This window comes from Streptomyces novaecaesareae, from assembly GCF_000716875.1.
GTDB classification, from domain to species: Bacteria; Actinomycetota; Actinomycetes; order Streptomycetales; family Streptomycetaceae; genus Kitasatospora; species Kitasatospora novaecaesareae.
In genome coordinates, this window is the sequence record NZ_JNWQ01000055.1 from 26,319 (window position 1) to 47,582 (window position 21,264).

Here is a 21,264-nt window from a genome sequence, read left to right on the forward strand (position 1 = left end):
GGACCCGCTTCGGTTCAGGGGCTGCCGAAGGCGCCCGAGGCGGCGGCGGAGGCGAAGGCGTTCCAGGCCTCGGTCGAGAAGGACAGCTGCGGGCCCCTGGGGTCCTTGGAGTCCCGGACGGCCACCTCCCCCGCGCCGGGGACGGCGACCTCCACACAGGCGCCCTGGCCGCCGCTGTGACTGCTCTTCCGCCAGCGGGTTCCGTACTCGGGTGGGGTGATCATTATTCGTGCAGTTCCTTTTCGATGTCGGCTATCAGCGACCGGCTCTCCGCGACACCGAGTGCGGCCGCTCTCAGGTAGTCGTAGAGACCGGTATAGCGGCGCACATCGGCCTCCTTCTCCAGGTAGAGATCGCTCGTCACACCTTCGAAGTAGACAACCGTAGAATCGGCTGACTCCGGGAACTCCAGCAGGGAGAATGTCCCGGTCATGCCGGGGTGGGCGCCGTGTGAGAACGGGATCACCTGGATGGTGATGTTCGGGCGCAGGCTCAGCTCCAGCATCTGCCGCAGCTGCCGGGACATCACCTCCTTGCTGCCGACCTCACGGCGCAGCACCGCCTCGTCTATGACGGTCCACAGGCTGCCCAGCTGGTTCTCGCCGTGGACGCGCTCCTGGCGCTTCATCCGGACCTGCACCCGGCGTTGCACGGCGACGGCGTCGGTGTCCGGCTGGGTGCCCTCGACCACGGCCTGGGCGTACTGCTCGGTCTGCAGCAGGCCCGGGACGAACGAGGACTCGTACGCGCGGATCGAGGAGGCCTCGGCCTCCAGCCCGATGTAGACGCTGTACGGGGTCGGCATGTCGTTGAAGTCGTGCCACCAGCCGCGCTGGCGCGACTCCTTGGCCATCTCCATCAGGCTGGAGCGCATCTGGTCGTCGGCCACGTTGTACACGTCGCAGAGGTCGCGCACGTCCCGCTGGCTGATGCTGCGGCGGCCGTTCTCCAGCCGGCTGATCTTCGACTGGGAGACCATCAGCCGGCCGGCGACCTCCTCCGCCGTCATGCCGAGGCCCTCGCGGAGTTTGCGGAGCTCGGAGCCGAGGCGTCGGCGACGCACGGTGGGATTGACGTTGGCGGACACTTCGACCTCCGGCCGGACCTCTGGTGTTCGTTGGAACGGCAGCCCTTGGAACACTTCGGACATTGGGACCAACCCCCCTGACTCGGAGCAGCATGTCACCTTGGGCCAGGTCGGCGCCGGGGAATCACAGCAGCGCGGTAGAACAGATCATCGGAAAAGCGCTTCCGCGAGACAGCGAAAGCCCCCAGGTGGTAATGCAGCTCGGTGACTCGGACTGACAGTGCGACAGGTGCCCCCGGGAGTACCGCGCAGGTGCCCCCGGCACGTGCGGGGACGGGCTGCTGCGGGCTTCCGGGGACGGCAGAGGGGCGGTCGCCGGGCGACTTGCGTCGCGGGGCGACCGCCCCTCGGTGCTACGGGTGGTGCGGGTGGTGCGGGTGCTACGGGTGGTGCCGTTTCTTCCGGTGGTGCGTCGGGTCGCTCAGCGCCTCCGGGAGGCGCGGGCGAGACGGAGTGCGCCGGTCATCGGCCCGGCCTTTCGTCGGCCCGGTCCGGTCATCGGACGCCGACCCGGGAGGCGGGGACCCGCCCGCCCGAACCACGCCCCGCCGTACGGCTGCCGGAGCGGCCGGTGGCCGTCCCGGAGCCCTGGGCGGAACGGTTCTGCTGCGCCGGAAGGCCGTTCTGCACGTCCATCACGGCGTGCGCGACCATCCCGCCGAGCGGGTCGTACCGGATCAGGTCGCGCAGCCGGGACCGCGAGGACCGGCCCTCGTTGCCCGGGTACAGGTGCTTGCCCAGCCCCACCGAGTGCGCGAGCGCAGCGAGTGCGGCCGTCCGCGGGTCCGGCGGCACACCGGTGCGGATCGCGGTGTCCAGCCGTTGCTTGATCGCGGCGTTGGTGCAGTCGTCGGACGCCTGGTACCGGATCGTCGGCAGCACCCCGCACACCTGGCCCGGCACGGCCGTGACCATGCCGCAGCGCTCCAGGTGCGCCAGGTACGTCTGCCGCAGCCCCAGCCGGGGCCCGCCGATCCAGTGCGCCGCGCGGACCGGGCTGCCGCGTCGGCGCAGCAGTTCCAGTGCGTGGTCAAGGGTCGGGTCACCGGTCGGTCGTGCGAGTACGACGGCGATCCGGTCTCCCTCCGGTACGATCCGTCCGGCCAGGGACAGCTCGACGAGCTGCGCCCCGGCAAGTCCGAGGTCGAGGGTCTGCGGCTGCGCCGTGGTACCCGTGGTCGGGTCCAAGGCGAGCAGCAAGAGTTCCTCGGGAACAGTTCTGCGGCTCTTGCCCATCCAAGCCTCCCCGCGTGGATGAGAGACAGGGTGACGCCTCTCACACGGGCTTGTCGAGTACGCCTCCGAATCGTGACCTTGCGCTGAAGGCGCGGAACCGGCGGCTGCAGGCCCGGCGTCTGACCGGTGAACAGGCCGCAGTACGTCCGTGCGATGGCAATACCCGCCGGTCGGGCGGGGTGTGCGCGGTCGGATCGGCCGTCGGTGGCGGAGACTGTACGGATACACGGGGCGGGGCGTCGGCTTCCCGAAATCGGGTTCGCCGATGCCCCGCCGGGCGTTGAGGAGGTTGGGATACGTGGGCGAGTCCCCCGACAGGGTGCTGAGGGACGGCGAGCGGGAGCAGGACCGGGAACGCGAACGGACCGACACGGCGGCTGCGGCCGAGTCGGACACGTCGGCCGAGTCGGACACATCGGTCAGGTCCGCCGGGGCGACGGCAGGAACCTCTCCGGACACCGCTGCCGAGACCTCCCCGGACGACTCCGCGGAGACCAGCGGCGAGAAGCCCGCGAAGGCGTCCGCCGACGCCCCGGCGGCGGGGGCCAAGGGCGGCTCGACCGTACAGCTACGCGTCCGGGATGTGGACAGCAAGACGACGATGCTGCGGCTGCCGGTGGACAACAGGACCACCGCGCTGCGGCTGCCCGAGGGGCTCGTGAAGCCTGCCGCTGGCGGGAGTTCGGGTGGTGAGGGCAAGAAGGAGGAGACTCCGTCGGCGACCGGCGGGGCGAAGGAGTCCACCGAGCGCCGCCCGTCCGGCGCCGACCCGCGTCTCACCATGCGGACGGCCGCGGCGGTGGCGGGGGAGGCCGTGGCGAAGACGGCCGGGAAGGCGCCCGGGAAGGCGCCCGGGGACTCCGGCTCCGAGGCTGCCGAGCCCGAGGGCGCGGTGGCCGAGAAGGTCGAGAAGGCCGACAAGGTCGAGAAGGCCGACAAGGTCGAGAAGGCCGACAAGGTCGAGAAGGCCGAGAAGGCCGAACGCGCTGAGAAGACCGAGACGGTCGAGCAGGCCGGAGACGGCGCGGACAAGAGGGATAAGAAGAACAAGAAGGACAGCGAGGCCGACTCCGCCGAGGACTCTTCCGCCGAGGATGCCGAGGCCGCCACGCTGACCACGACCGGTCAGCCTGGCCGGAAGTCGGGCCAGGCCGAGAAGCCGGAGAAGCCGGAGAAGCCGGAGAAGTCGAAGGCGCCCGAGCCGCCGCGCGTGCCCGCCGCCCCGGCGGCCGACACCGTGCCCGAGCCCCCGGAGCCGCGCCCGCTGCCCGAGCCGGACCCCGTCCCGAACCCCGAGCCCGAGCCCGAGCCGCGACCGAAGCCCCGGCCCGTTCCCGAGCCGACGCCCGGTCCGAAGCCGCTGCCCGAGCCGGACCCACGGCCGATGCCGCCGGTCCCGCCGCTGCCCCGGCCCGAGCCGATGCCGGCTCCGGAGCCACTGCCCTCGCCGGAGAACACCGCCGAGGCGATGGAGGTCCTGGCCGCCCTCAACGCCCGCCCGGTCTCGCCGCTGCGCCGCGCCCTCAAGCGGGCGACCATCTGGACGGTCTTCCTCGCCGTGGTGCTCGGTGCGGTCGTGGTGGCCCAGCTGCTGCGCCCGCTGCCGGACGCCACGGTGAAGATGACCGCCGCGGGCAGCTACAGCTTCAGCGGCGACCAGCTCGACCTCGCCTGGCCGGCCAAGGGCCAGTCCGCCGCCGAGGTGGTCGGCGTCGGCAGCCTCGGCGGCTCGGGCCAGGAGACGCCGGCCTCGATCGCCAGCGTCACCAAGGTGATGAACGCCTACCTGATCCTGCAGAAGTACCCGCTGAAGAAGGGGGAGAGCGGCCCGAAGATCACCGTCGACAAGCAGGCCGCGCAGGAGTCCGGCAACCTCGACGAGTCCCGGGTGACGCTCACCGAGAACCAGGTCATCACCGAGTACCAGGCGCTGGAACTGCTGATGCTGCCCTCGGCCAACAACGTGGCCCGGCTGCTCGCCCGGTTCCACTCCGGCTCCGAGGACGCGTTCGTCAAGGAGATGAACGACACCGCGGCCAAGTTCGGCATGGCCAACACCATCTACGCCGACCCGGCGGGCTACAACGCGGACACCAAGTCCACCGCCAAGGACCAGCTGAAGCTGGCCGAGCAGGTCATGCAGGACGAGATCTTCCGGCAGATCGTCTCCAGCCCGGAGACCAACTTCAACAACGTGAAGATCTCCAACACCAACACCCTGATCAACCCGAAGAGCGGGGTCATCGGCGTCAAGACCGGTTCCAGCACCCCGGCCGGCGGCTGCCTGATGTGGGCCGCGTACAAGGAGATCGACGGGGTGCGGCGGCTGATCCTCGGCGTCACCCTGGGTCAGCCGGCCACGGGGCCCAACAAGGGCGAGGACATCCTGTCGACCGTGCTGAAGGTCAGCGGCAAGCAGATCCAGGCCGCGCAGAACGGCCTCACCGGCCAGACCGTGGTCAAGAAGGGCGACGTCGTCGGCTCGGTGGACGACGGGCTCGGCGGCAAGGTCGCACTCGTCGCGACCAAGGACCTGGTGGTGGCCGGCTTCCCCGGCATCTCCGGCACGATCAGCCTGGACGCGGCGAAGATCGGCCACGACGAGCAGGCCGGCAAGGAGGTCGGCGTGCTGCGCGTCGGCGCGGGGGAGAACAAGGCGGAGGTCAAGGTGGCCCTCCAGTCCGACCTCAAGCCGGCGTCCATCCAGTCCCGGCTGCTGCGCGTGCTGTGAACCGCCGAGCTGCTGAGCCGCTGAACTGCTGAGCTGCTGAACGTCGAAGGGGAGCCGGTCCGCACCGGCTCCCCTTCGACGTTTCGGCCCTGTCCGCGGGCCCGCGCGCCGGCCCGCCCGCGTGCCTACGTGTCGCGGTCGAGCAGCGCGAGCGTGAACCCGCCGAGCGGCGTCACCTGGTCCGGGTCGCCGTACTGGGTGCGGAGCACCTCCGCCTCGTCCGACGGCATGGCGGCCAGCGGGTCGGCGGTGTCACCGAGGACCAGCAGCCAGATCCGCGACACCGAGCCCACACAGGCCTCCGGCTGCGGGCAGGGCGTCGGCGACAGGTCCTCCGCGTCGTCGGCGCTCTGCGCGACGAACACCGGGTACGGGTGGACGCCCGACGGCAGGTAGTGGCTGACGCCCGGCCAGACCATCGCCCAGGACTGGTCGCCCAGCGGCGCCGCCAGACCGTCCCCGGAGCGGTACCCGGACGCTATCGTCCGGGCCGCCGCCTTGAACGGCTCCTCCGAGCCGTTGTGCGAGCCCACGTACCGCACCGCGGGCTGCTTCGGCAGCGCGGCCACGGCCGGTGCGGCGAGCAGGCCCACCGCCAGCAGCCCGGCCACCGCGCCGGCCCGGCGGGGCGCCAGGCCGCGTCCCGCGAGGGCCGCGACCGCGCCGTACACCGCACCGACCCCGGCCCCGGCCAGCACCGCCCAGGCGGGCACCGTGAACAGCAGGTACCGGTCGATGAAGTACGAGGTGTCGCTCAGCCGCGACACCAGCCAGACGCTCACCACCGGCACCTCGGCGAGCAGCAGCACCTGCCAGGCCTGCAGCCGCCGGCCGGGCAGCGCCAGGGCCGGGAGCGCCAGCAGGACGAAGGCGTAGAACACCCATTCCGAACCGAGCAGGTGCTCGCCGAACCAGACCAGGCCGCGGAAGGACGGGGTGGGGATCCAGCCCAGCTGCCGGTCCGACTGCCGGCTGCCGAGCAGCACCACCGGGAGCACCGGCAGGGCCGCCACCGTGACCGCCAGCGGGTACTGCCACAGCAGCCGCCGGTCCGCCGCCGACCGGGTGCGCCACAGGTGCAGCGCCACCAGGGCGGCCTGCCCGGCCACCGTGCTGAACGAGATCAGGTGCCCCGCGCCCGCCAGCGTCATCGCCACGCAGTACGGCGCCCAGCGGCGCCAGGTCGGCCGCTCCAGCGCCCGCAGCAGGAAGTACGCGGCGGCCGCGATCGCGCAGGTGACCAGCGCGTACGAGCGCGCCTCCTGGGCGTACCGGGAGACCTCCGGCGGCACCGCGAACAGCAGGCCCGCACCGACCGCCGCCACCCGGCTGTCGAACAGCCGCCGGGCGGTGAGCGCCACGAACGCGGCCGCCCCCGCCATGGCCAGCACGGACGGTATTCGCAGGGCCACCGTCGAGTCGCCGAACACCGCGGTCCAGCCGTGCATCAGCAGGTAGTACGCGCCGTTGCTGGCGTCGATGTGCTGGAGCAGCCGCAGCAGGTCGCCCAGCGAACGGGTGGCCACCGTCGAGGTCGCTATCTCGTCCCGCCACAGGTCCGGCGTCCCCAGCCGGTACCCGCCCACGGCCAGCATCACCACCGCGGGCCACCACCACACCTGCCCCAACAGCCGGACGACCGGGCGTACCGCAGGTCTCATCGGGTCCTTCGTCTCCTTCACGCGGAATGCCAGGGTGGTCCGGAGTGGGCCAGGGCGGGTCGAAACGCTTCCGGGCAGGCTACTTGACCCGTGCTGACACCCCGTCGGCACCCGCACCCCCGTCCGCCAGCCCCCTCCCCACGCCCGATCCGGTACGCTGTGAACGGCCTCGGCACAGCCCGGCCACGCCTCAGTAGCTCAGGGGATAGAGCACGGCTCTCCTAAAGCCGGTGTCGCAGGTTCGATTCCTGTCTGGGGCACGAGAACACGCAGGTCGCAGGCCCCCGCCCAATCCGGGCGGGGGCCTGCTGCCGTTTCCGGGGCGGCCGTCCGCGCCCTGTCGGGGTGGCCGCCCGCGCGCTTCCGGGCTGCCGCCCCGGGCGCTCCCCGGGGCGGGCCCGTCTCAGGGGCGGCGTACCCCTCCGGGAGGAGGCGGCGGGGGCGGTGGTCCGTCCACGGAGTGATCATGGAAGCGACCTCGTGTTGACGGTTGCGACGGCCGGGGTTCCTAGGCTCGGAGCAGTCCCTGCCAGTGCGTCGTGCCCGGTCAGGGCGGACGAGCCGGGGAAACGATGACGACGTACCGATACACCGTGGCCGAGCTGCGCGGCCAACTGCGCCAACTGCTCCTGAGCGGCGCCGCGATCGCTCTGGGGGTGGCCTTCCTGATCGCCTCCGTCAGCGGCAGCGGGGCGCTGGTGGACTCCTTCAGCCAGACCGCGGCGGCCGAGGTCGGCCCCGGCGACATCCAGGTGACCGGCACGGCCGCGGGCGGCGGGCCGGACGCGGCCGCCGTCGAGCGGGCCCGCGGGACCGCCGGGGTGGCGGCGGTGGCGCCGCGGCTGACCGGCACCGGCGGGGTCCTGTCCGCCGACGGGCGCCCGCTCGACCGGACGGCCGTGGTCAGCGCCGTCGCCGAGGACCCGGCGCTGCGCTGGCAGCTGCTGCGGGACGGCCGGTGGCCGGCCGGCCCCGGCGAGGTGCTGCTGGACACCGACACCGCGCACCGGCTCGACGCCGCCCCCGGCGCCGAGGTGCGCCTGGCCCGGGCCGACGGCACCGCCGCCACCGCCCGTCTGGTCGGCACCCTGGACGGGCGGGGCGCGCCGAGGTTCGCCGGACGCCCGGTCATCGGCGTCCCGGCGGGCGCGGTCGCGCAGTACGCCACCGGCGTCACCGTCGCCCGGCTCGACGTCCGGGTCGGCCCGGACGCCTCCCGCACCGGCACCGTCGAGGCCCTGCGGGCCGCGCTCGGCACCGGCGTCGAGGTGCACACCCGCGAGGCCTCGGTCCGCGAGGCGACCCGGCAGAGCGGCACCCTCTACGGGGTCGTGCTGATCGCCTCGCTCTCCTTCGTCCTGATCGCGCTCGCCGTGGCGCGGATGGTCGTCGGCAACACCTTCTCCGTGATGCTGGCCCAGCGCACCCGCCAACTCGCCCTGCTGCGCTGCGTGGGCGCCGACCGGCAGCAGCTGCGACGACTGATCCGCCGCCAGGGCCTCCTGCTCGGAGCCGGTGCCTCGGCGGCGGGCGTGCTGCTGGGCGTCCTCCTCGGCGCGGTCGGGACGGCGGTGGCCGGCACGCTCGACCTCGGGCCGGTGCACCTGTCCCTGATGCCGTCCCCGCTCACCTGCGCCCTGGCCGGACTGTTCGGCGTCCTGCTCACCCTGCTGGCCGTCCGCGGCCCGGCGAAGGCCGCGGCGGCCGTGCCGCCGGTCGCCGCGCTCGGCGGCACGCCCGCGCCGGCCGACGGGGCGGCCACGGTGCGGGCCGCGGTGTGGATCTCGGGGCTGCTGCTCGCCGGGACGGCGCTGCTGGTGGCCGGTGCGGTGGCGCCGCCGCCGCTCTCGCTGCTCGCGGTCACGCTCGGGGCGATCGCCAGCTTCTTCGGCGTGCTGCGGCTCGCCGACCGGGTGCTGCCCGCGGTCGTCGGCCTGCTGGGCCGGCCCGCCCGGCGGCTCGGCGGCACGGCCGCACGGCTCGCCACCCAGCAGCTGCGGCTCAACCCGGGCCGCACCGGGGCGACCGGCTCGGCGCTGCTGCTCGGCGTCACCGTCATGGTCGGCGCGGTCACCGCGCTGGAGGTCACCTCCGGCTCGCTCGTCCCGGTGGTGTCCGCGCGTCAGCCCGGGGTCTTCTCGGCGACCACCACCGGCGGCGGCGAACTGCCCGCCGGGGCGCTCGGCTCGCTCGGGGCCGAACCCGGCCTGACCGTCACCCCGGTCCGGTCGGCCACCGTCGACCTGGACGGTCGGCCCACCCTGGTCGCGGCCGCCGACCCCACCCGGCTCAACCCCTCGACGGACGGCGTGGACCGGGCCCGGGCGCTCGCCGACGGCGCCGCGCTGAGCGGACTCGGCGAGAACGGGGCACGCCGGGCCGGCGGCATCGAGCTGCGGCTCGAACCCGGCCGCAGCAGCCTGCCGTTCACCCTGCAGAGCGGCGCGACCCTGCTGGTGACCCCGGCGACCCTGGACCGCCTCGCCCCCGGCGCGCCCGTCACCACGGTGTGGATCACCCCGGCCGCCGGCGAGGACCGCCCGACCGCCCGCCGGGCCCTGGACCGCGCCCTCGCCGACCACCCCCAGGTGACCGTCACCGACACCGCCGCACAGGCGGACAGCCTGCGCTCCCTGCTGGACCGGCTGACCACCGTCAGCATGGCCCTGCTGTCCTTCTCCGTCGCCATCGCCGGCCTCGGCGTCGCGGCCACCCTGATGCTCAGCATCAGCGAACGCTCCCGCGAGATCGGCATGCTGCGCGCCATCGGGATGTCACGCCGCCAGCTGCGCCGGATGCTCACCCTGGAGGCCGTCCTGCTCTCCCTGGCCGCCGCCCTGGTCGGCACCACCCTCGGCATCGGCTACGGCTGGGCCGCCGCCCGCTCGGTCACCTCGACGGTCGGAACGGTGGGCGGCCCGCCGGTCCTGCTGGTGCTCGCGGCCTTGGCCCTGACGGTGCTGACCGGCCTGGCCGCCGCCGTCCTCCCCGCCCGCCGGGTCGGCCGGATGACCGCGGTGGCGGCCATGCGGGCCACCTGATGCGCGGTACGGCCGGTTCAGCCCAGCTTGAACTTCAGCCCAGCTTGACGTTCAGCCCAGCTTGAAGAGGGCGCGCGGCTCGGTCGGGCGTGCGGCGGCGAGGGCGAGGTCGGCGAGCAGGGTCTCGGTCTCGCGGGTGGTGCGCAGGACGGCCGGGTCGAGGTCGACGACGACGACCTCGCGCCGGTCCTCGCTCGCCTCGGCGATCAGGCGGCCGTCCGGGCCCCAGACCGCGCTGCCGCCGCAGGTGTGCCAACCGCCGGTGTGGCCGATGTGGTTGGCGAGCACCGTGTAGAGGGTGTTGTCGAGCGCGCGGGCGGGGAACCAGGTGCGGGACTCGTGGTGGCCGTGGCCCATGCTGAACAGGGCGCCGACCAGGTAGGCGTGGCAGCCGTCGAGGGCGGCGGCGCGGGCGTGCTCGGGGAAGCCGGAGTCGTAGCAGACGCCGATTCCGAGTCGCCAGCCGTCCAGTTCCACGGTGCAACCGGCCGTACCGGGGCGGTAGTAGTCGCGTTCGCTCTTGAAGAGGTGCTGCTTGTCGTAGCGGGTGACGAAGCCGCCGTCCGGGCCGAGGACGAGCGCGGAGACCCGCAGGTCGGCACCGTCCTGGACGGCGGCGCCGACGACGGCGGCGGTGCCGGTCTCGCGGCAGGCGTCGGCGATCGGGGCGAGGCGCGGATCGCCGGGCTGGACGGCGTACTTGAGCGGGTCGGTGCGGATCAGCTCGGGCTCGTAGCCGGAGAGGAACTTCTCGGTGAAGAGCACCAGGCGGGCGCCGGCCGCGGCGGCCTCGCGGATCAACTCGGCGGCCTGGGCGGCGTTGGCGGGTATGTCGCCGGCCACGGCCTGGGCCTGGACGGTGGCGATCCGCAGTGGACGCTCGGGGTATCGCTCGGGGTATTCGGCAGGGGCGGCGGCGAGAACAGGGTCAGTGGACACGGCCGTCACGCTAGCGGACGGCCCCGATCCGGTGACCGGGCGTCAGCGGACGGTCTCGTCGGGCCGGTCGGCGGCCGCGTCCAGTGCGGCCTCGTCGAGGTCGGCCGCGTCCAGGTCGGCCGCGCGCAGGGCGGCCTCGTCGAAGGCGGCCTCGTCGAAGGCGTCGTCGCCCAGCGGCTCGGCGGCGGTGGCGGGCGGTCGCACGGAGGGCACGATGACCCGCTGGACCCTCGGCCTGGTGCGCCAGTTGACCCGCCGTACGTCGCGGGCCAGTGCGCCGGGGCGCCAGAGCTCGATCACGGCGGTGACGGCGCCCAGCACGATTCCGGCGGCCAACCAGCCGGCCAGCACGTCGGTGGGCCAGTGCACGCCGAGGGCGACTCTGGTCCAGCCGATGGTCAGTACCGTCGCCGCCGCCACCGCGCAGGCGGTGGTCCGGCCGCGCCGGTGGACCCGGTACCAGAGCAGGCCGACCAGGACGGCGCAGGTGATCGCCGAGGCCATGGCGTGCCCGGAGGGGAAGGCCGGGCCGCCGGCGTGCGAGACCCGGTCGGTGAAGGCGGGCCGCTGGCGGTCGAAGGCCAGCTTCAGGGCCCACAGGGCGCCCCAGCCGACCAGGGTCTGGGCGGCCACCCAGCCGGCCAGCACCCGCGCGCCGATCAACCAGAGCCAGACGGCCGCGATGCCGAGGAGAGTACGCATCGTGACGGTGCCGCCGATGTCGGAGAACGTCTGCACGGCGGCCGTCCACGCCCGGTGCCCCCGGGCGTAGGTGTGCAGTTCGCCGATCCACCCCTGGTCGAAGCGGTCCAGCGGCCGCCAGTGGCTCGTCACCAGAGCCGACAGGAGGCCGAACAGCGCGGCACAGCCCAACGCGAGCGTTGCGTCCCGAAGGAGACTGCGGTTACGCGCAGTGACGAAGGTCGTGCTGTTGGTCAGGTGCATGGCTGACACCTTCCCAGTGTCCTGCACCGATCAGGACGTGGGTCGATAGCGATTTGGCATCTTTTGTGGGGAGGTCCTGCGTGCGCCGGAGCGTGGGCGCGGGCGCAAAGGCGGGGTGCGCGGGAACGCGGGCGGCCGTTCACGGGTTCAACGGGTGGGCGGCGTCCGCGTGTGGGTCGAGTGAAGAATTCGCTCCCCGAGCGGTCGCCCCAGGGTGCGGAACGTGCCGGAGTGGTCACCGAGCGTCCAAAGTCGGTGTGAAAACCGGCCGGATACTGCATCACGGGGAAGAATCGGAGTGACTTGGGAATGTTGTCCGGATTCTGTTCGTTGGATCGTTACGTGTGAGCCCCATGGGCCCGCATTTCTTGCCCTCATGGCAGGCAGGCAGACCTCGGCAACACCAGCAAAGGGAGCAAGCATGGCCACCCGTGCCGTCGTTCGCGACAGGGCCGACCGGACTCGCGCGGCCCGCCCGACCAACTATGAGGCCGACCGCGACCTGGTCGGCATGTACCTCGACGAGATCGCCAGGACGCCCCTGCTCGATGCCGCCGAGGAGGTCGAGCTCTCGCTGCGGATCGAGGCCGGCGTGTACGCCCAGCATCTGCTGGACGAGGGCGAACTCCCCGACGGCAGCTCGCGCGAGGAGTTGGAGGCGATAGCCGCCGACGCCGATCGCGCCAAGGACGTCTTCATCCGTTCCAACCTCCGCCTCGTCGTCGCGGTCGCCCGCCGCTACCCGCGCAGCGGCCTCCCGCTGCTGGACCTCATCCAGGAGGGCAACGCGGGCCTGGTGCGCGCCGTCGAGAAGTTCGACTACGCGAAGGGCTTCAAGTTCTCCACGTACGCGACGTGGTGGATCCGGCAGGCGATCACCCGGTCCATCGCCGACCAGTCCCGCACCATCCGGCTGCCCGTGCACCTGGTGGAGGAGCTGGGGCGGATCCGGCGGGTGCAGCGGGAGAAGTCCAAGGAGCTGGGCCGCGAGCCCGAGCCGGCCGAGATCGCGGCCGAGTTGGACACCACCGAGGCCCGGATCAAGGACGTGCTGGACTGGGCGCGGGATCCGGTCAGCCTCAACATGTCGGTGGATGACGAGGGCGAGACGCAGTTCGGCGACCTGGTCGAGGACACCGGCGCGACGTCCCCCGAGGACGCCGTGATGGTGATGCTTCGCCGCGAGGAACTGGACGACCTGATCGGGCGGTTGGACGACCGCACGGCCTCGATCATCCGCTCCCGCTACGGGATGGAGGACGGCCGCGAGCGCACCCTCACCGAGGTGGGCAAGCAGCACGGCCTCACCCGCGAGCGGATCCGCCAGATCGAGAAGCACGCGCTGGCCGAGCTGAAGAAGATCGCCGACCACGCGGGCTTCGAAGCCGCCTGACGGTCGGCCGACGGTTTGCCGAGCCCCACCCGGGCCCTGATGCGGAGCGCTCCGCACCAGGGCCCGGGGCGTGCCACGGGGCTCTTAGGCTGGAGGGACAGGACGAGGCGGAGTGGACGGAGTGGACAGGGTGAGCGAGCAGGAACAGAACGAGCAGGAACAGAACGAGCAGGGACCGGGCGAGCAGGGACCGGAGCAGGACCGGGCCCCGCAGGAGAAGCCCGGAGCCAAGGCCCGGCTGGTCTTCCGGGACCCGCTGGACCAGCAGTCCCGGGACGACACCGACGCCGGCTGGGGCGACGGCCCCGGGGCGGGCAGTGGGCGGGGGCTGGACTGGTACCTGAGCCAGCGCCCGCCGCACCACGGGGGTTGAGCCAGAGCCGGGAGCGAGCGGCGAACGGGGGCGGGACGTGAGCGGGGACGGTCAGCGCAGCGGCACGACCAGCGCGTCGCGGATCTCGGTGGGCAGTTGGACCTCCGTGGCCTCGGCCTCCGCCGCCACCTCGGCGACGGACTTGCGGCGGGCCGCCAACCTGTTCATGGGCACGATCAGAACGAAGTAGACGACCCCCGCGGTGATCAGGAACTGCAGGGCGGCGCTGAGCACCGACCCCCACAGGATGAGGATGCCGGACGTGGCCTCACCGGTCGGGCCGACCTCGCAGGGCCCCTTGAGGCAGGAACTGTAGGAGGCCAGGTCCTTCGATCCGAAGACGCCGACGATCGGATTGATCACGCCCTTGACGAAGGCGTTGACGATGTTGGTGAATGCCGCGCCGATGACCACGGCGACGGCGAGTTCGACGACATTTCCACGCAGCAGGAATTCCTTGAAGCCCTTCATGCCGCCTCGAACGACGAAGTCGTTCCGGGGTTACGGGTGATCTTCCGCAGCCTCGGACTGACAACCCGTCCGGCCCATCGCGCCCCCGGCGGGCGGCGGCAGCCCGGCTCGCGCGGGCCCGAACGCGAGCGCCGCCGCCACCGCGAGCAGGACCAGCACGGGCACCCCGGCCCGCCGCCGGACCGCGCTGCGCCAGCGGTGCCACCCGCCGCAGCCGCGCCGGATCGGCGGGAAGCTGGGCACCTCCTGCCGGGGCGGCACGGTGGGCGCGGGCAGCGGGACGGAGAAGCTCACGGTCGTCATCGACGCACCTCCGGATCGGTCGGGCGGCCGGCCCCGGTGGACCGGCTGACCCACACCTTGCGCGGTCCGGCCGACGTCGGAAAGCCCCTTTCCCCAGCCTGTGGATAACCCCGCCCCTGTGGACAAATTCGTACACTCACGCGAGTGGGTCGGCTCTACCCAAGTTGACGAAAGCAGGGCAGGACGGGGGCCGGAGCGGGGCCGGAGCGCCACCACCACGGAAAGCGAAAAGGCCCGCCGCCCCGCGTGAAGCGGGGCCGACGGGCCTTTCCGAGGTCTGCTGGGCGTCCGGTCGAATCCGGCGCCCGGATCAGCTCGCGGCCGGAGCCGGGCTGGACGGCGCCGAGGAGCCGCTGCCGGACGCGGCGGGCGGGGTGGACGGCGTCGAGGTGGTCGACGACGATCCGGAGCCCACCGAGCTGCTGGAGGAGGAGCGGCTGTCGGTCCGGTAGAAACCGGAACCCTTGAACACGACACCCACGGCCGAGAAGACCTTGCGAAGCCGTCCCTGGCAGTCGGGGCACGTGGTCAGCGCCTCGTCGGTGAACTTCTGCACCGCCTCCAGGCCGTTGCCGCACTCGGTGCACTGGTACTGGTACGTGGGCACTTGTCTTCCTCCTGGCACTCTCGCCTGATGAGTGCTAACGATGGTCAATGATGCGGCATTCCGCGGGATCAGTCCAGCGACTCCGATGTGACATCGGCCCCGGTTCGGCCTCGGTTCGCCCCCGGGCCGGCCCCGGTTCGCCCCGGGCCCGGCCGTCGGACCGCCGCCCGCTCAGCCCTTGGCCGCCCCCACCAGCTCGCGCTCCGCGAAGCCGGCCGAGCCCGAGCCCGAGCCCGAGCCAGTGCCCGAGCCCGAACCAGTGCCAGCACCAGTAGCCGAGTCCGAGCCGGTGCCCGAGCCGGCCCCCGGCGCCACCAGCAGGTGCCGCAGCGAGGCCAGCACGACCAGCCCCAGGCCGGCGCCGATCACCGGCACCAGGAACCCGGTGGACGGCCCGTGCCCGTCGATCAGCTTCCCCGCGGCCATCGAGCCGACCGCCAGCCCCAGCCCGATGGCGCCGGTCAGCCAGGTGAAGGCCTCCGTCTTGGCGCCGTCCGCGACCAGCGTCTCGACCAGGGTGTAGCCGCTGATCAGGGTCGGCGCGATGGCCAGACCGCAGACCAGCCCGGCGACGGTGAGCGCGACCAGGTTCGGCATCGCCCACAGCGTCGAGCAGCCCAGCACCAGCAGCGTGTAGCTCATCAGCATCCGCTGCTGCACGGGCCGCCGCCAGGCGATCACGCCGTACAGCACGCCGGCCAGCATCGAGCCGCCCGCGAAGATCCCGTACACGGTGCCGCCGGCGTCGTGCTGACCGACCGAGTCGGCGAAGGCGTTCACCGAGACCTGCATGCCGCCGAAGACCGCGCCGACGCCGAGGAAGGTCCCGGCCAGCAGCCGCACGCCCGGGGAGGCGAGCGCCGAGGCGCGCTTGGTGCCGGGCTGCGGCACGATCCGGGCGGGGGCGGTGCGCCGCTGGGCGGCGAAGGCCAGGCCGCCGACGAGGGTCAGCGCGGCCTCGGCGACCAGGGCGGTCGCCGGGTTGGCGAGGGCGGCGATGCCGGAGGCCAGGATCGGGCCGATCACGAAGGTGAACTCGTCCGTCACGGACTCGAAGGCGAAGGCGGTGCTCACCCGGGCCGCGGAGGTCTCGGACGGGCCGTCCGCGGTGAACCGGCCCACCCAGCGGGCCCGGACCATCGCGCCGATCTGGGGCACGCTCGCACCGGCCGGGACGGCGGCCAGGAACAGGCTCCAGGCCGGCGCGTGGCCGAGCGCCAGCGCGATCAGCGCGGCGACCGAGGCCGCGTGCACCAGGACGGTCGGGACGAGCACCGCGGCCTGCCCGTAGCGGTCGGCGAGCCGCCCGGTCTGCGGCCCGATCAGGGCCTGGGCGACGGCGGCGACGGCGGTGACCGTACCGGCGGTTCCGTACGAGCCGTGGGTCTGGGTGACGAGCAGCAGGATGCCCATGCTGAGCATCGCGTACGGCAGTCGGGCGACGAGGGCGGGGGACAGGAAGGTCCAGGCCCCGGGGGTGCGCAGCAGCTCGCCGTACCCGACGCGGGCGGGGGTCTGGGCTGCGGTGGTGTCCGCGGTGTCCGCGGAGGTATCGACCGTTCGGCGGGCCGTCACGGTCGGTCCTTCCTGCTGCCTGGTAGCGCGGCAGGGCATGGGGTGGCCCCGACGCGCCGAGAGTCGTCCTCTCGCGCGTCGACCGGGGTAGATACCGGGTCGGCCAGGCGTGGTTGCCGGGGTCCGTACCGCGGCCGCCGAGCGGTCGCGCCAACTCTGCGTCAGGCAGATGCTGGGGGTGTTCTAGCGGTGGTTATACGGCGTGGTCGAACCAGCATACAGTTACGCGCGTAGATTCCGCCAGTCCACCCCATTTCGCAGGGCTACGGGCTCACCGCTCCGCCATTTCGCAGGCCTCCGGGCTCACCGCCCGTCGAGCCACCCCGCGAGCTTGCCGCCCCTGTCCACGGCCCGCAGCCGCCGTTCCGCCGCCTCGCCGACCTCGTCCGTGGTGACCACCAGCAGCTCGTCCCCGGCCCGCAGCACCGTCGCCTTGTCCGGCACGAAGGAGCTGCCCTCGCGCACGACCAGGGTGACGGCCGCGCCCTTGGGCAGCCGCAGCTCGCCGATCTCCACGCCGGACATCCTGGAGGTGGGGGAGAGCGCGACCGACAGCAGGTGTCCGTGCAGCTTCTCCAGCGGGGCGGACTCGATGCCGAGGTCCTGGCCCATCGCGCCCTCGCCGATCCGCAGCCACTTGGCCACCCACGGCAGGGTCGGCCCCTGGAGCAGGGTGAAGACGACGACCAGGATGAAGACGATGTTGAAGACGTCCGCGGCCTTGTGGGCGCCGGACACCACCGGGATGGTGGCCAGCACGATGGGCACCGCCCCGCGCAGTCCGGCCCAGCTCAGCAGGGCCTGCTCGCGGGCCGGCACCTTGAACGGGGTCAGCGAGACCACCACCGACAGCGGCCGGGCCAGGAACACCAGCACGCCGCCGATCACCAGCGCCGGCACCACCGAGGAGCCCATGGTCGCGGGCGTGCAGAGCAGGCCGAGCAGGACGAACATGCCGATCTGGCCGATCCACGCCAGCCCGTCGGCGAAGCCGCGGACGGCGGGCCCGTGCGGCAGCTTGGAGTTCCCGAGGATCACCGCGCTGATGTAGACGGCGAGGAAGCCCGAGCCGTGCAGCAGCGCGCCGCCCGCGTAGGCGAGCACGGTGAGCGCCATCACGGCGATCGGGTACAGGCCCGAGGAGGGCAGCGCGACGTGCTTGATCCCGAAGGCGCCGAGCTTGCCGACGGCGAAGCCGACCGCGGCGCCGATCGCCAGCTCGGCGAGGATCGTGCCGATCATGACGTACCAGGGGTCCAGCTCCCCGGCGGTGGCGAAGGCGACGACGAGGATGACCACGGGCGCGTCGTTGAAGCCGGACTCGGCCTCCAGCAGGCCGGTGAGCCGGTGCGGCAGCGGGACCATCCGCAGCACCGAGAAGACGGCGGCCGCGTCGGTCGAGGAAACTATCGCGCCGAGCAGCAGCGAGGTCCGCCAGTCCAGGCCGACCAGCCAGTGCGCGCCGGCCGCGGTGGCGAAGACGCTGACGCCGACGCCGACGGTGGCGAGCACGGTGGCCGCCGGCATCACCGGCTTGATCTCGCGCCAACTGGTCTTGAGGCCGCCCTCGGCCAGGATCACCACCAGTGCCGCGTACCCGATCACCTGGGTCAGCTCGGCGTTGTTGAAGGTGACGCCGATCCCGTTCTGGCCCAGCGCCACGCCGATCCCCAGATAGATCAGCAGGCTGGGCAGCCCTGATCGGGTGGAGATCCGTACGGCGACCACCGCGAAGAGCAGGATCACGGAGGCTTCGAGGAGGAGCTGGTTCAGGTGGGAGACGTTCACGCAGGGGCACCTCGGGCAGGCAAAGACGGACGGGGTGTCTGGTGGTGCTGTGGGCCGACCCGTTAAGAAGGCGTCAATGCTCCTCTTGCGGATCGTTACTCAGTCTAACATTTTGCCATATCTTTAGCTTGGTCCCCCGTTCACAGTGCCCGGCGGACTCGGCCTAATGTGGTGCCCTGTCACGGCCCCAGGCCCTGGACACGCCCGCCCGCCCCGAAGTCAGGACCGCAAGGACCCAGATGCCCCGCTCGAAGAAGTTCCGGCGCGCCCGTCTGTTCGTGATCGTGCTGGTCGTGCTGCTGGTGGCCGGCGTCGGCTACGGCGGCTACCGCGGGGTCACCGCGGTCCGCGCCTCCTTTCCGGAGGTGGACGGCAGCGTCAAGGTGGCGGGCCTGAGCGCGCCGGTCGACGTGAAGCGGGACGCCAACGGCATCCCGCAGCTGTACGCCGACACCCCCGAGGACCTGTTCCGCGCCCAGGGCTACGTCCAGGCGCAGGACCGCTTCTGGGAGATGGACGTCCGACGGCACATCACCGCCGGCCGGCTCTCCGAGATGTTCGGCGACGGCCAGGTCGACACCGACACCTTCATCCGGACCATGGGCTGGCGGCAGGTGGCGCAGAAGGAGTACGACACCAAGCTGTCGCCGGAGACCAAGAAGTACCTGCAGGCCTACTCGGACGGCGTGAACGCCTGGCTCTCCGAGCACCCCGGCGGCGAGAAGGCCTCGCTGGAGTACGCCCTGCTCGGCGCCGTCAACAGCGGCTACCAGCCCGAGCAGTGGAGCCCGGTCGACTCGGTGGCCTGGCTCAAGGCGATGGCCTGGAACCTCTCCGGGAACCTCCAGGAGGAGATCGACCGCTCGCTGCTGACCCAGGACTTCGGCCCGGACAAGATCGCCGAGCTGTACCCGGACTACCCGTACTCCCGCAACGGCACCATCGTGAAGACCGGCACCGTCAACGGTGACGCCTACCGTCCCGCCGACGGCTCCCCGCAGCCCGGCGCGGGCAACGGCACCGCCACCGCCCAGGGCGCGGCCACCACCAAGGCGCTGCTGCAGGGCCTCACCGACCGGATCGACGGGATGCCGCAGCTGCTCGGCCGCCCCGGCCAGGGCATCGGCTCCAACTCCTGGGTGGTCGCCGGGAACCACACCACCACCGGCAAGCCGCTGCTGGCCAACGACCCGCACCTCGGCCCCGGCCTGCCCTCGGTCTGGTACCAGATGGGCCTGCACTGCCGGACGGCCTCCCCGGCCTGCCAGTTCGACGTCTCCGGCTTCACCTTCGCGGGCATGCCCGGCGTGGTGATCGGCCACAACAAGGACGTCGCCTGGGGCTTCACCAACCTCGGCGCCGACGTCACCGACCTCTTCCTGGAGAAGGTCACCGGCCCGGACAGCTACCAGGTCGACGGCAAGGACGTGAAGTTCGACCTCCGCAAGGAGACCATCAAGGTCGCCGGCGGGGACGACCACACCATCACCGTCCGCACCACCCAGACCGGCGCCCCGCTCATCTCCGACCAGAGCAACGAGCAGCAGAACGTCGGCAAGTACGCCCCCAACGGCACCTCCGCCCCCGACCGCGGCACCGGCGGCTACGGCGTCGCCCTGCAGTGGACGGCGCTCAACCCCGGCAAGACCATGGACGCCGTCTTCGAGCTGGACAAGGCCAAGAACTGGGACGAGTTCCGCGCCGCCGCCAAGGACTTCGCCGTCCCCGCGCAGAACCTGATCTACGCCGACGCCAAGAACATCGGCTACCAGGCCCCGGGCGACATCCCGGTCCGCGGCAAGGGCGACGGCACCTACCCGGCCCTCGGCTGGGACTCCGCCTACCAGTGGAAGAGCTCGATCCCCTTCACCGCGCTGCCGTGGAGCCTCAACCCGGCCTCCGGCTACATCGTCACCGCCAACCAGGCCGTGGTCGACCCGAGCTACAAGTACAGCCTGACCAAGGACTGGGAGTACGGCACCCGCGCCAAGGAGATCACCGACCAGATCGAGGGCCTGCTCAAGAACAACGGCAAGATCTCGCCGGACGACATGCAGACCCTGCAGCTGGACAACACCAACGTGATGGCCAAGACGCTCGTCCCGCTGCTGCTCAAGCAGCAGATCGACGACCCGTACGTGCGCCAGGCGCAGGACCTGCTGAAGGACTGGAACTACCACCAGGACGCCGACTCGGCCGCCGCCGCCTACTACAACGGCGTCTGGCGCCAGCTGCTCACCCTCGCCTTCGGCCAGAAGTTCCCGGCCGACCTCCGGGCCAAGGACAACTGCCTGCTGGTCCGCCAGCAGGACGACCCGACCAAGCCGGACAGCACCACCAAGATCGTCACCGAGTGCGGCACCCGCGACCCGGGCAAGGCCCAGCCGGACGGCGGCGACCGCTGGACCGAGGTGGTGCGCGCACAGCTGGACAAGCCCGACAGCTCGTGGTGGACGTACATCGACTCCCAGCACACCGTGCAGAAGGGCCTGGACAACCTCCTCAAGGAGGCGATGAAGAACGCCCGCCAGGAGCTGACCTCGCTGCTCAGCAAGGACATCTCCACCTGGAGCTGGGGCCGGCTGCACAAGCTGGAGCTGCGTGAGCAGACCCTCGGCACCGACGACTCCTCGATCGCCTCCCCCGTGCTCCACAAGCTGCTCAACCGCGGCCCATACCGGCTCTCCGGCGGCTCGGCGGCCGTCGACGCGGCCGGCTGGAACGCGGCGGCCGGCTACCAGGTGGACTGGATCCCGTCGATGCGGATGGTGGTCGACCTGAACGACCTGGACTCCTCGCGCTGGATCAACGTCGGCGGCGCCTCCGGCCACGCCTTCCACGCCAACTACAACGACCAGACCGACCTCTGGCTCAAGGGCAAGCTGCTGACCTGGGCGTACGGCCCGGACGCGGTCGAGAAGGCGACCAAGCACAAGCTGGTGCTGACCACCGGCTGACGTTCGTAGGTTCACCCACGGCGGCCCCGTTCCCCCCAAGGAACGGGGCCGCACTGTTACTCGCCCGCTCGCCTCCGGGGCGCTCTGACCCGGTGCCGACGGTCGGCGCTCCGGCGCTCGTGCCTCGCTGGTCGCTTCTCCCTTTCGGCACCGGCGC

Annotated in this window: 16 protein-coding genes and 1 tRNA gene; 6 read left to right on the forward strand and 11 right to left on the reverse strand. The window is 72.3% G+C overall.

Going from position 1 to position 21,264, the window contains the following annotated elements; all coding sequences use genetic code 11:
- Positions 1-14: 14 nt before the first annotated feature.
- From OP86_RS21095 to OP86_RS21105, 3 genes are all read right to left on the reverse strand, one after another.
- Positions 15-224, reverse strand: coding sequence for a DUF397 domain-containing protein (locus OP86_RS21095; RefSeq protein ID WP_030060804.1), 210 nt, complete (start codon positions 222-224; stop codon positions 15-17).
- Positions 224-1,087: a helix-turn-helix domain-containing protein gene (locus OP86_RS21100; protein ID WP_030060803.1), complete on the reverse strand. Its 864-nt coding sequence runs from the start codon at positions 1,085-1,087 to the stop codon at positions 224-226. Before OP86_RS21100 ends, OP86_RS21095 begins: the two co-directional genes overlap by 1 nt.
- 495 nt (positions 1,088-1,582) lie before the next feature.
- Positions 1,583-2,323: a GOLPH3/VPS74 family protein gene (locus tag OP86_RS21105; protein ID WP_030260041.1), complete on the reverse strand. Its 741-nt coding sequence runs from the start codon at positions 2,321-2,323 to the stop codon at positions 1,583-1,585.
- A 1,621-nt stretch (positions 2,324-3,944) separates the two neighbouring features.
- Here OP86_RS21105 and OP86_RS39230 point away from each other — a divergent pair.
- Complete coding sequence (locus OP86_RS39230) at positions 3,945-5,054, forward strand: D-alanyl-D-alanine carboxypeptidase family protein (RefSeq protein WP_425337764.1); 1,110 nt, start codon at positions 3,945-3,947, stop codon at positions 5,052-5,054.
- 125 nt (positions 5,055-5,179) lie between these two features.
- Here OP86_RS39230 and OP86_RS33005 read toward each other — a convergent pair whose 3' ends face one another.
- A complete protein-coding gene (locus OP86_RS33005) occupies positions 5,180-6,715 on the reverse strand; it encodes a glycosyltransferase family 39 protein (protein WP_078589349.1) in 1,536 nt (511 codons plus the stop codon).
- 187 nt (positions 6,716-6,902) lie between these two features.
- Between OP86_RS33005 and OP86_RS21120 the strand changes: the two genes are divergently transcribed.
- Positions 6,903-6,975 (forward strand) — tRNA-Arg (locus tag OP86_RS21120).
- Positions 6,976-7,287: 312 nt separating this feature from the next.
- Positions 7,288-9,756 (forward strand): FtsX-like permease family protein, encoded by a 2,469-nt coding sequence (locus OP86_RS21125; RefSeq protein ID WP_030260034.1) that lies wholly within the window; start codon positions 7,288-7,290, stop codon positions 9,754-9,756.
- A 51-nt stretch (positions 9,757-9,807) separates the two neighbouring features.
- On the opposite strand, the gene OP86_RS21130 is transcribed toward OP86_RS21125, so the two are convergent.
- The gene (locus tag OP86_RS21130; RefSeq protein WP_199815232.1) at positions 9,808-10,695 is read right to left on the reverse strand and encodes a carbon-nitrogen hydrolase family protein; all 888 of its coding nucleotides are present in this window, start codon (positions 10,693-10,695) and stop codon (positions 9,808-9,810) included.
- Between the two features lie 42 nt (positions 10,696-10,737).
- The gene (locus tag OP86_RS21135; protein WP_078589346.1) at positions 10,738-11,640 is read right to left on the reverse strand and encodes a phosphatase PAP2 family protein; all 903 of its coding nucleotides are present in this window, start codon (positions 11,638-11,640) and stop codon (positions 10,738-10,740) included.
- Between the two features lie 421 nt (positions 11,641-12,061).
- Between OP86_RS21135 and OP86_RS21140 the strand changes: the two genes are divergently transcribed.
- Positions 12,062-13,033, forward strand: coding sequence for a sigma-70 family RNA polymerase sigma factor (locus OP86_RS21140; protein ID WP_030060793.1), 972 nt, complete (start codon positions 12,062-12,064; stop codon positions 13,031-13,033).
- A gap of 130 nt (positions 13,034-13,163) precedes the next feature.
- Positions 13,164-13,406: a hypothetical protein gene (locus OP86_RS21145; protein ID WP_030060792.1), complete on the forward strand. Its 243-nt coding sequence runs from the start codon at positions 13,164-13,166 to the stop codon at positions 13,404-13,406.
- A gap of 51 nt (positions 13,407-13,457) precedes the next feature.
- On the opposite strand, the gene mscL is transcribed toward OP86_RS21145, so the two are convergent.
- The 5 genes from mscL to OP86_RS21170 all read right to left on the reverse strand — a co-directional run bounded on the left by mscL (position 13,458) and on the right by OP86_RS21170 (position 18,150).
- Positions 13,458-13,877 carry a large conductance mechanosensitive channel protein MscL gene (gene mscL, locus OP86_RS21150; RefSeq protein ID WP_030060791.1) on the reverse strand — a complete coding sequence of 140 codons (420 nt, stop codon included), beginning with the start codon at positions 13,875-13,877 and terminating at the stop codon, positions 13,458-13,460.
- Positions 13,878-13,907: 30 nt separating this feature from the next.
- Positions 13,908-14,180 carry a hypothetical protein gene (locus tag OP86_RS21155; protein WP_030260027.1) on the reverse strand — a complete coding sequence of 91 codons (273 nt, stop codon included), beginning with the start codon at positions 14,178-14,180 and terminating at the stop codon, positions 13,908-13,910.
- A 310-nt stretch (positions 14,181-14,490) separates the two neighbouring features.
- Positions 14,491-14,787 (reverse strand): FmdB family zinc ribbon protein, encoded by a 297-nt coding sequence (locus tag OP86_RS21160; RefSeq protein ID WP_030260024.1) that lies wholly within the window; start codon positions 14,785-14,787, stop codon positions 14,491-14,493.
- A gap of 171 nt (positions 14,788-14,958) precedes the next feature.
- Positions 14,959-16,362: an MFS transporter gene (locus OP86_RS21165; protein WP_234435070.1), complete on the reverse strand. Its 1,404-nt coding sequence runs from the start codon at positions 16,360-16,362 to the stop codon at positions 14,959-14,961.
- A gap of 303 nt (positions 16,363-16,665) precedes the next feature.
- On the reverse strand, positions 16,666-18,150 hold the full coding sequence (locus tag OP86_RS21170; RefSeq protein ID WP_030260020.1) for a potassium/proton antiporter: 1,485 nt from the start codon (positions 18,148-18,150) through the stop codon (positions 16,666-16,668).
- Positions 18,151-18,389: 239 nt separating this feature from the next.
- Here OP86_RS21170 and OP86_RS21175 point away from each other — a divergent pair, with 239 nt between their 5' ends.
- Positions 18,390-21,107 (forward strand): penicillin acylase family protein, encoded by a 2,718-nt coding sequence (locus OP86_RS21175; RefSeq protein ID WP_030060788.1) that lies wholly within the window; start codon positions 18,390-18,392, stop codon positions 21,105-21,107.
- Positions 21,108-21,264 lie beyond the last annotated feature (157 nt).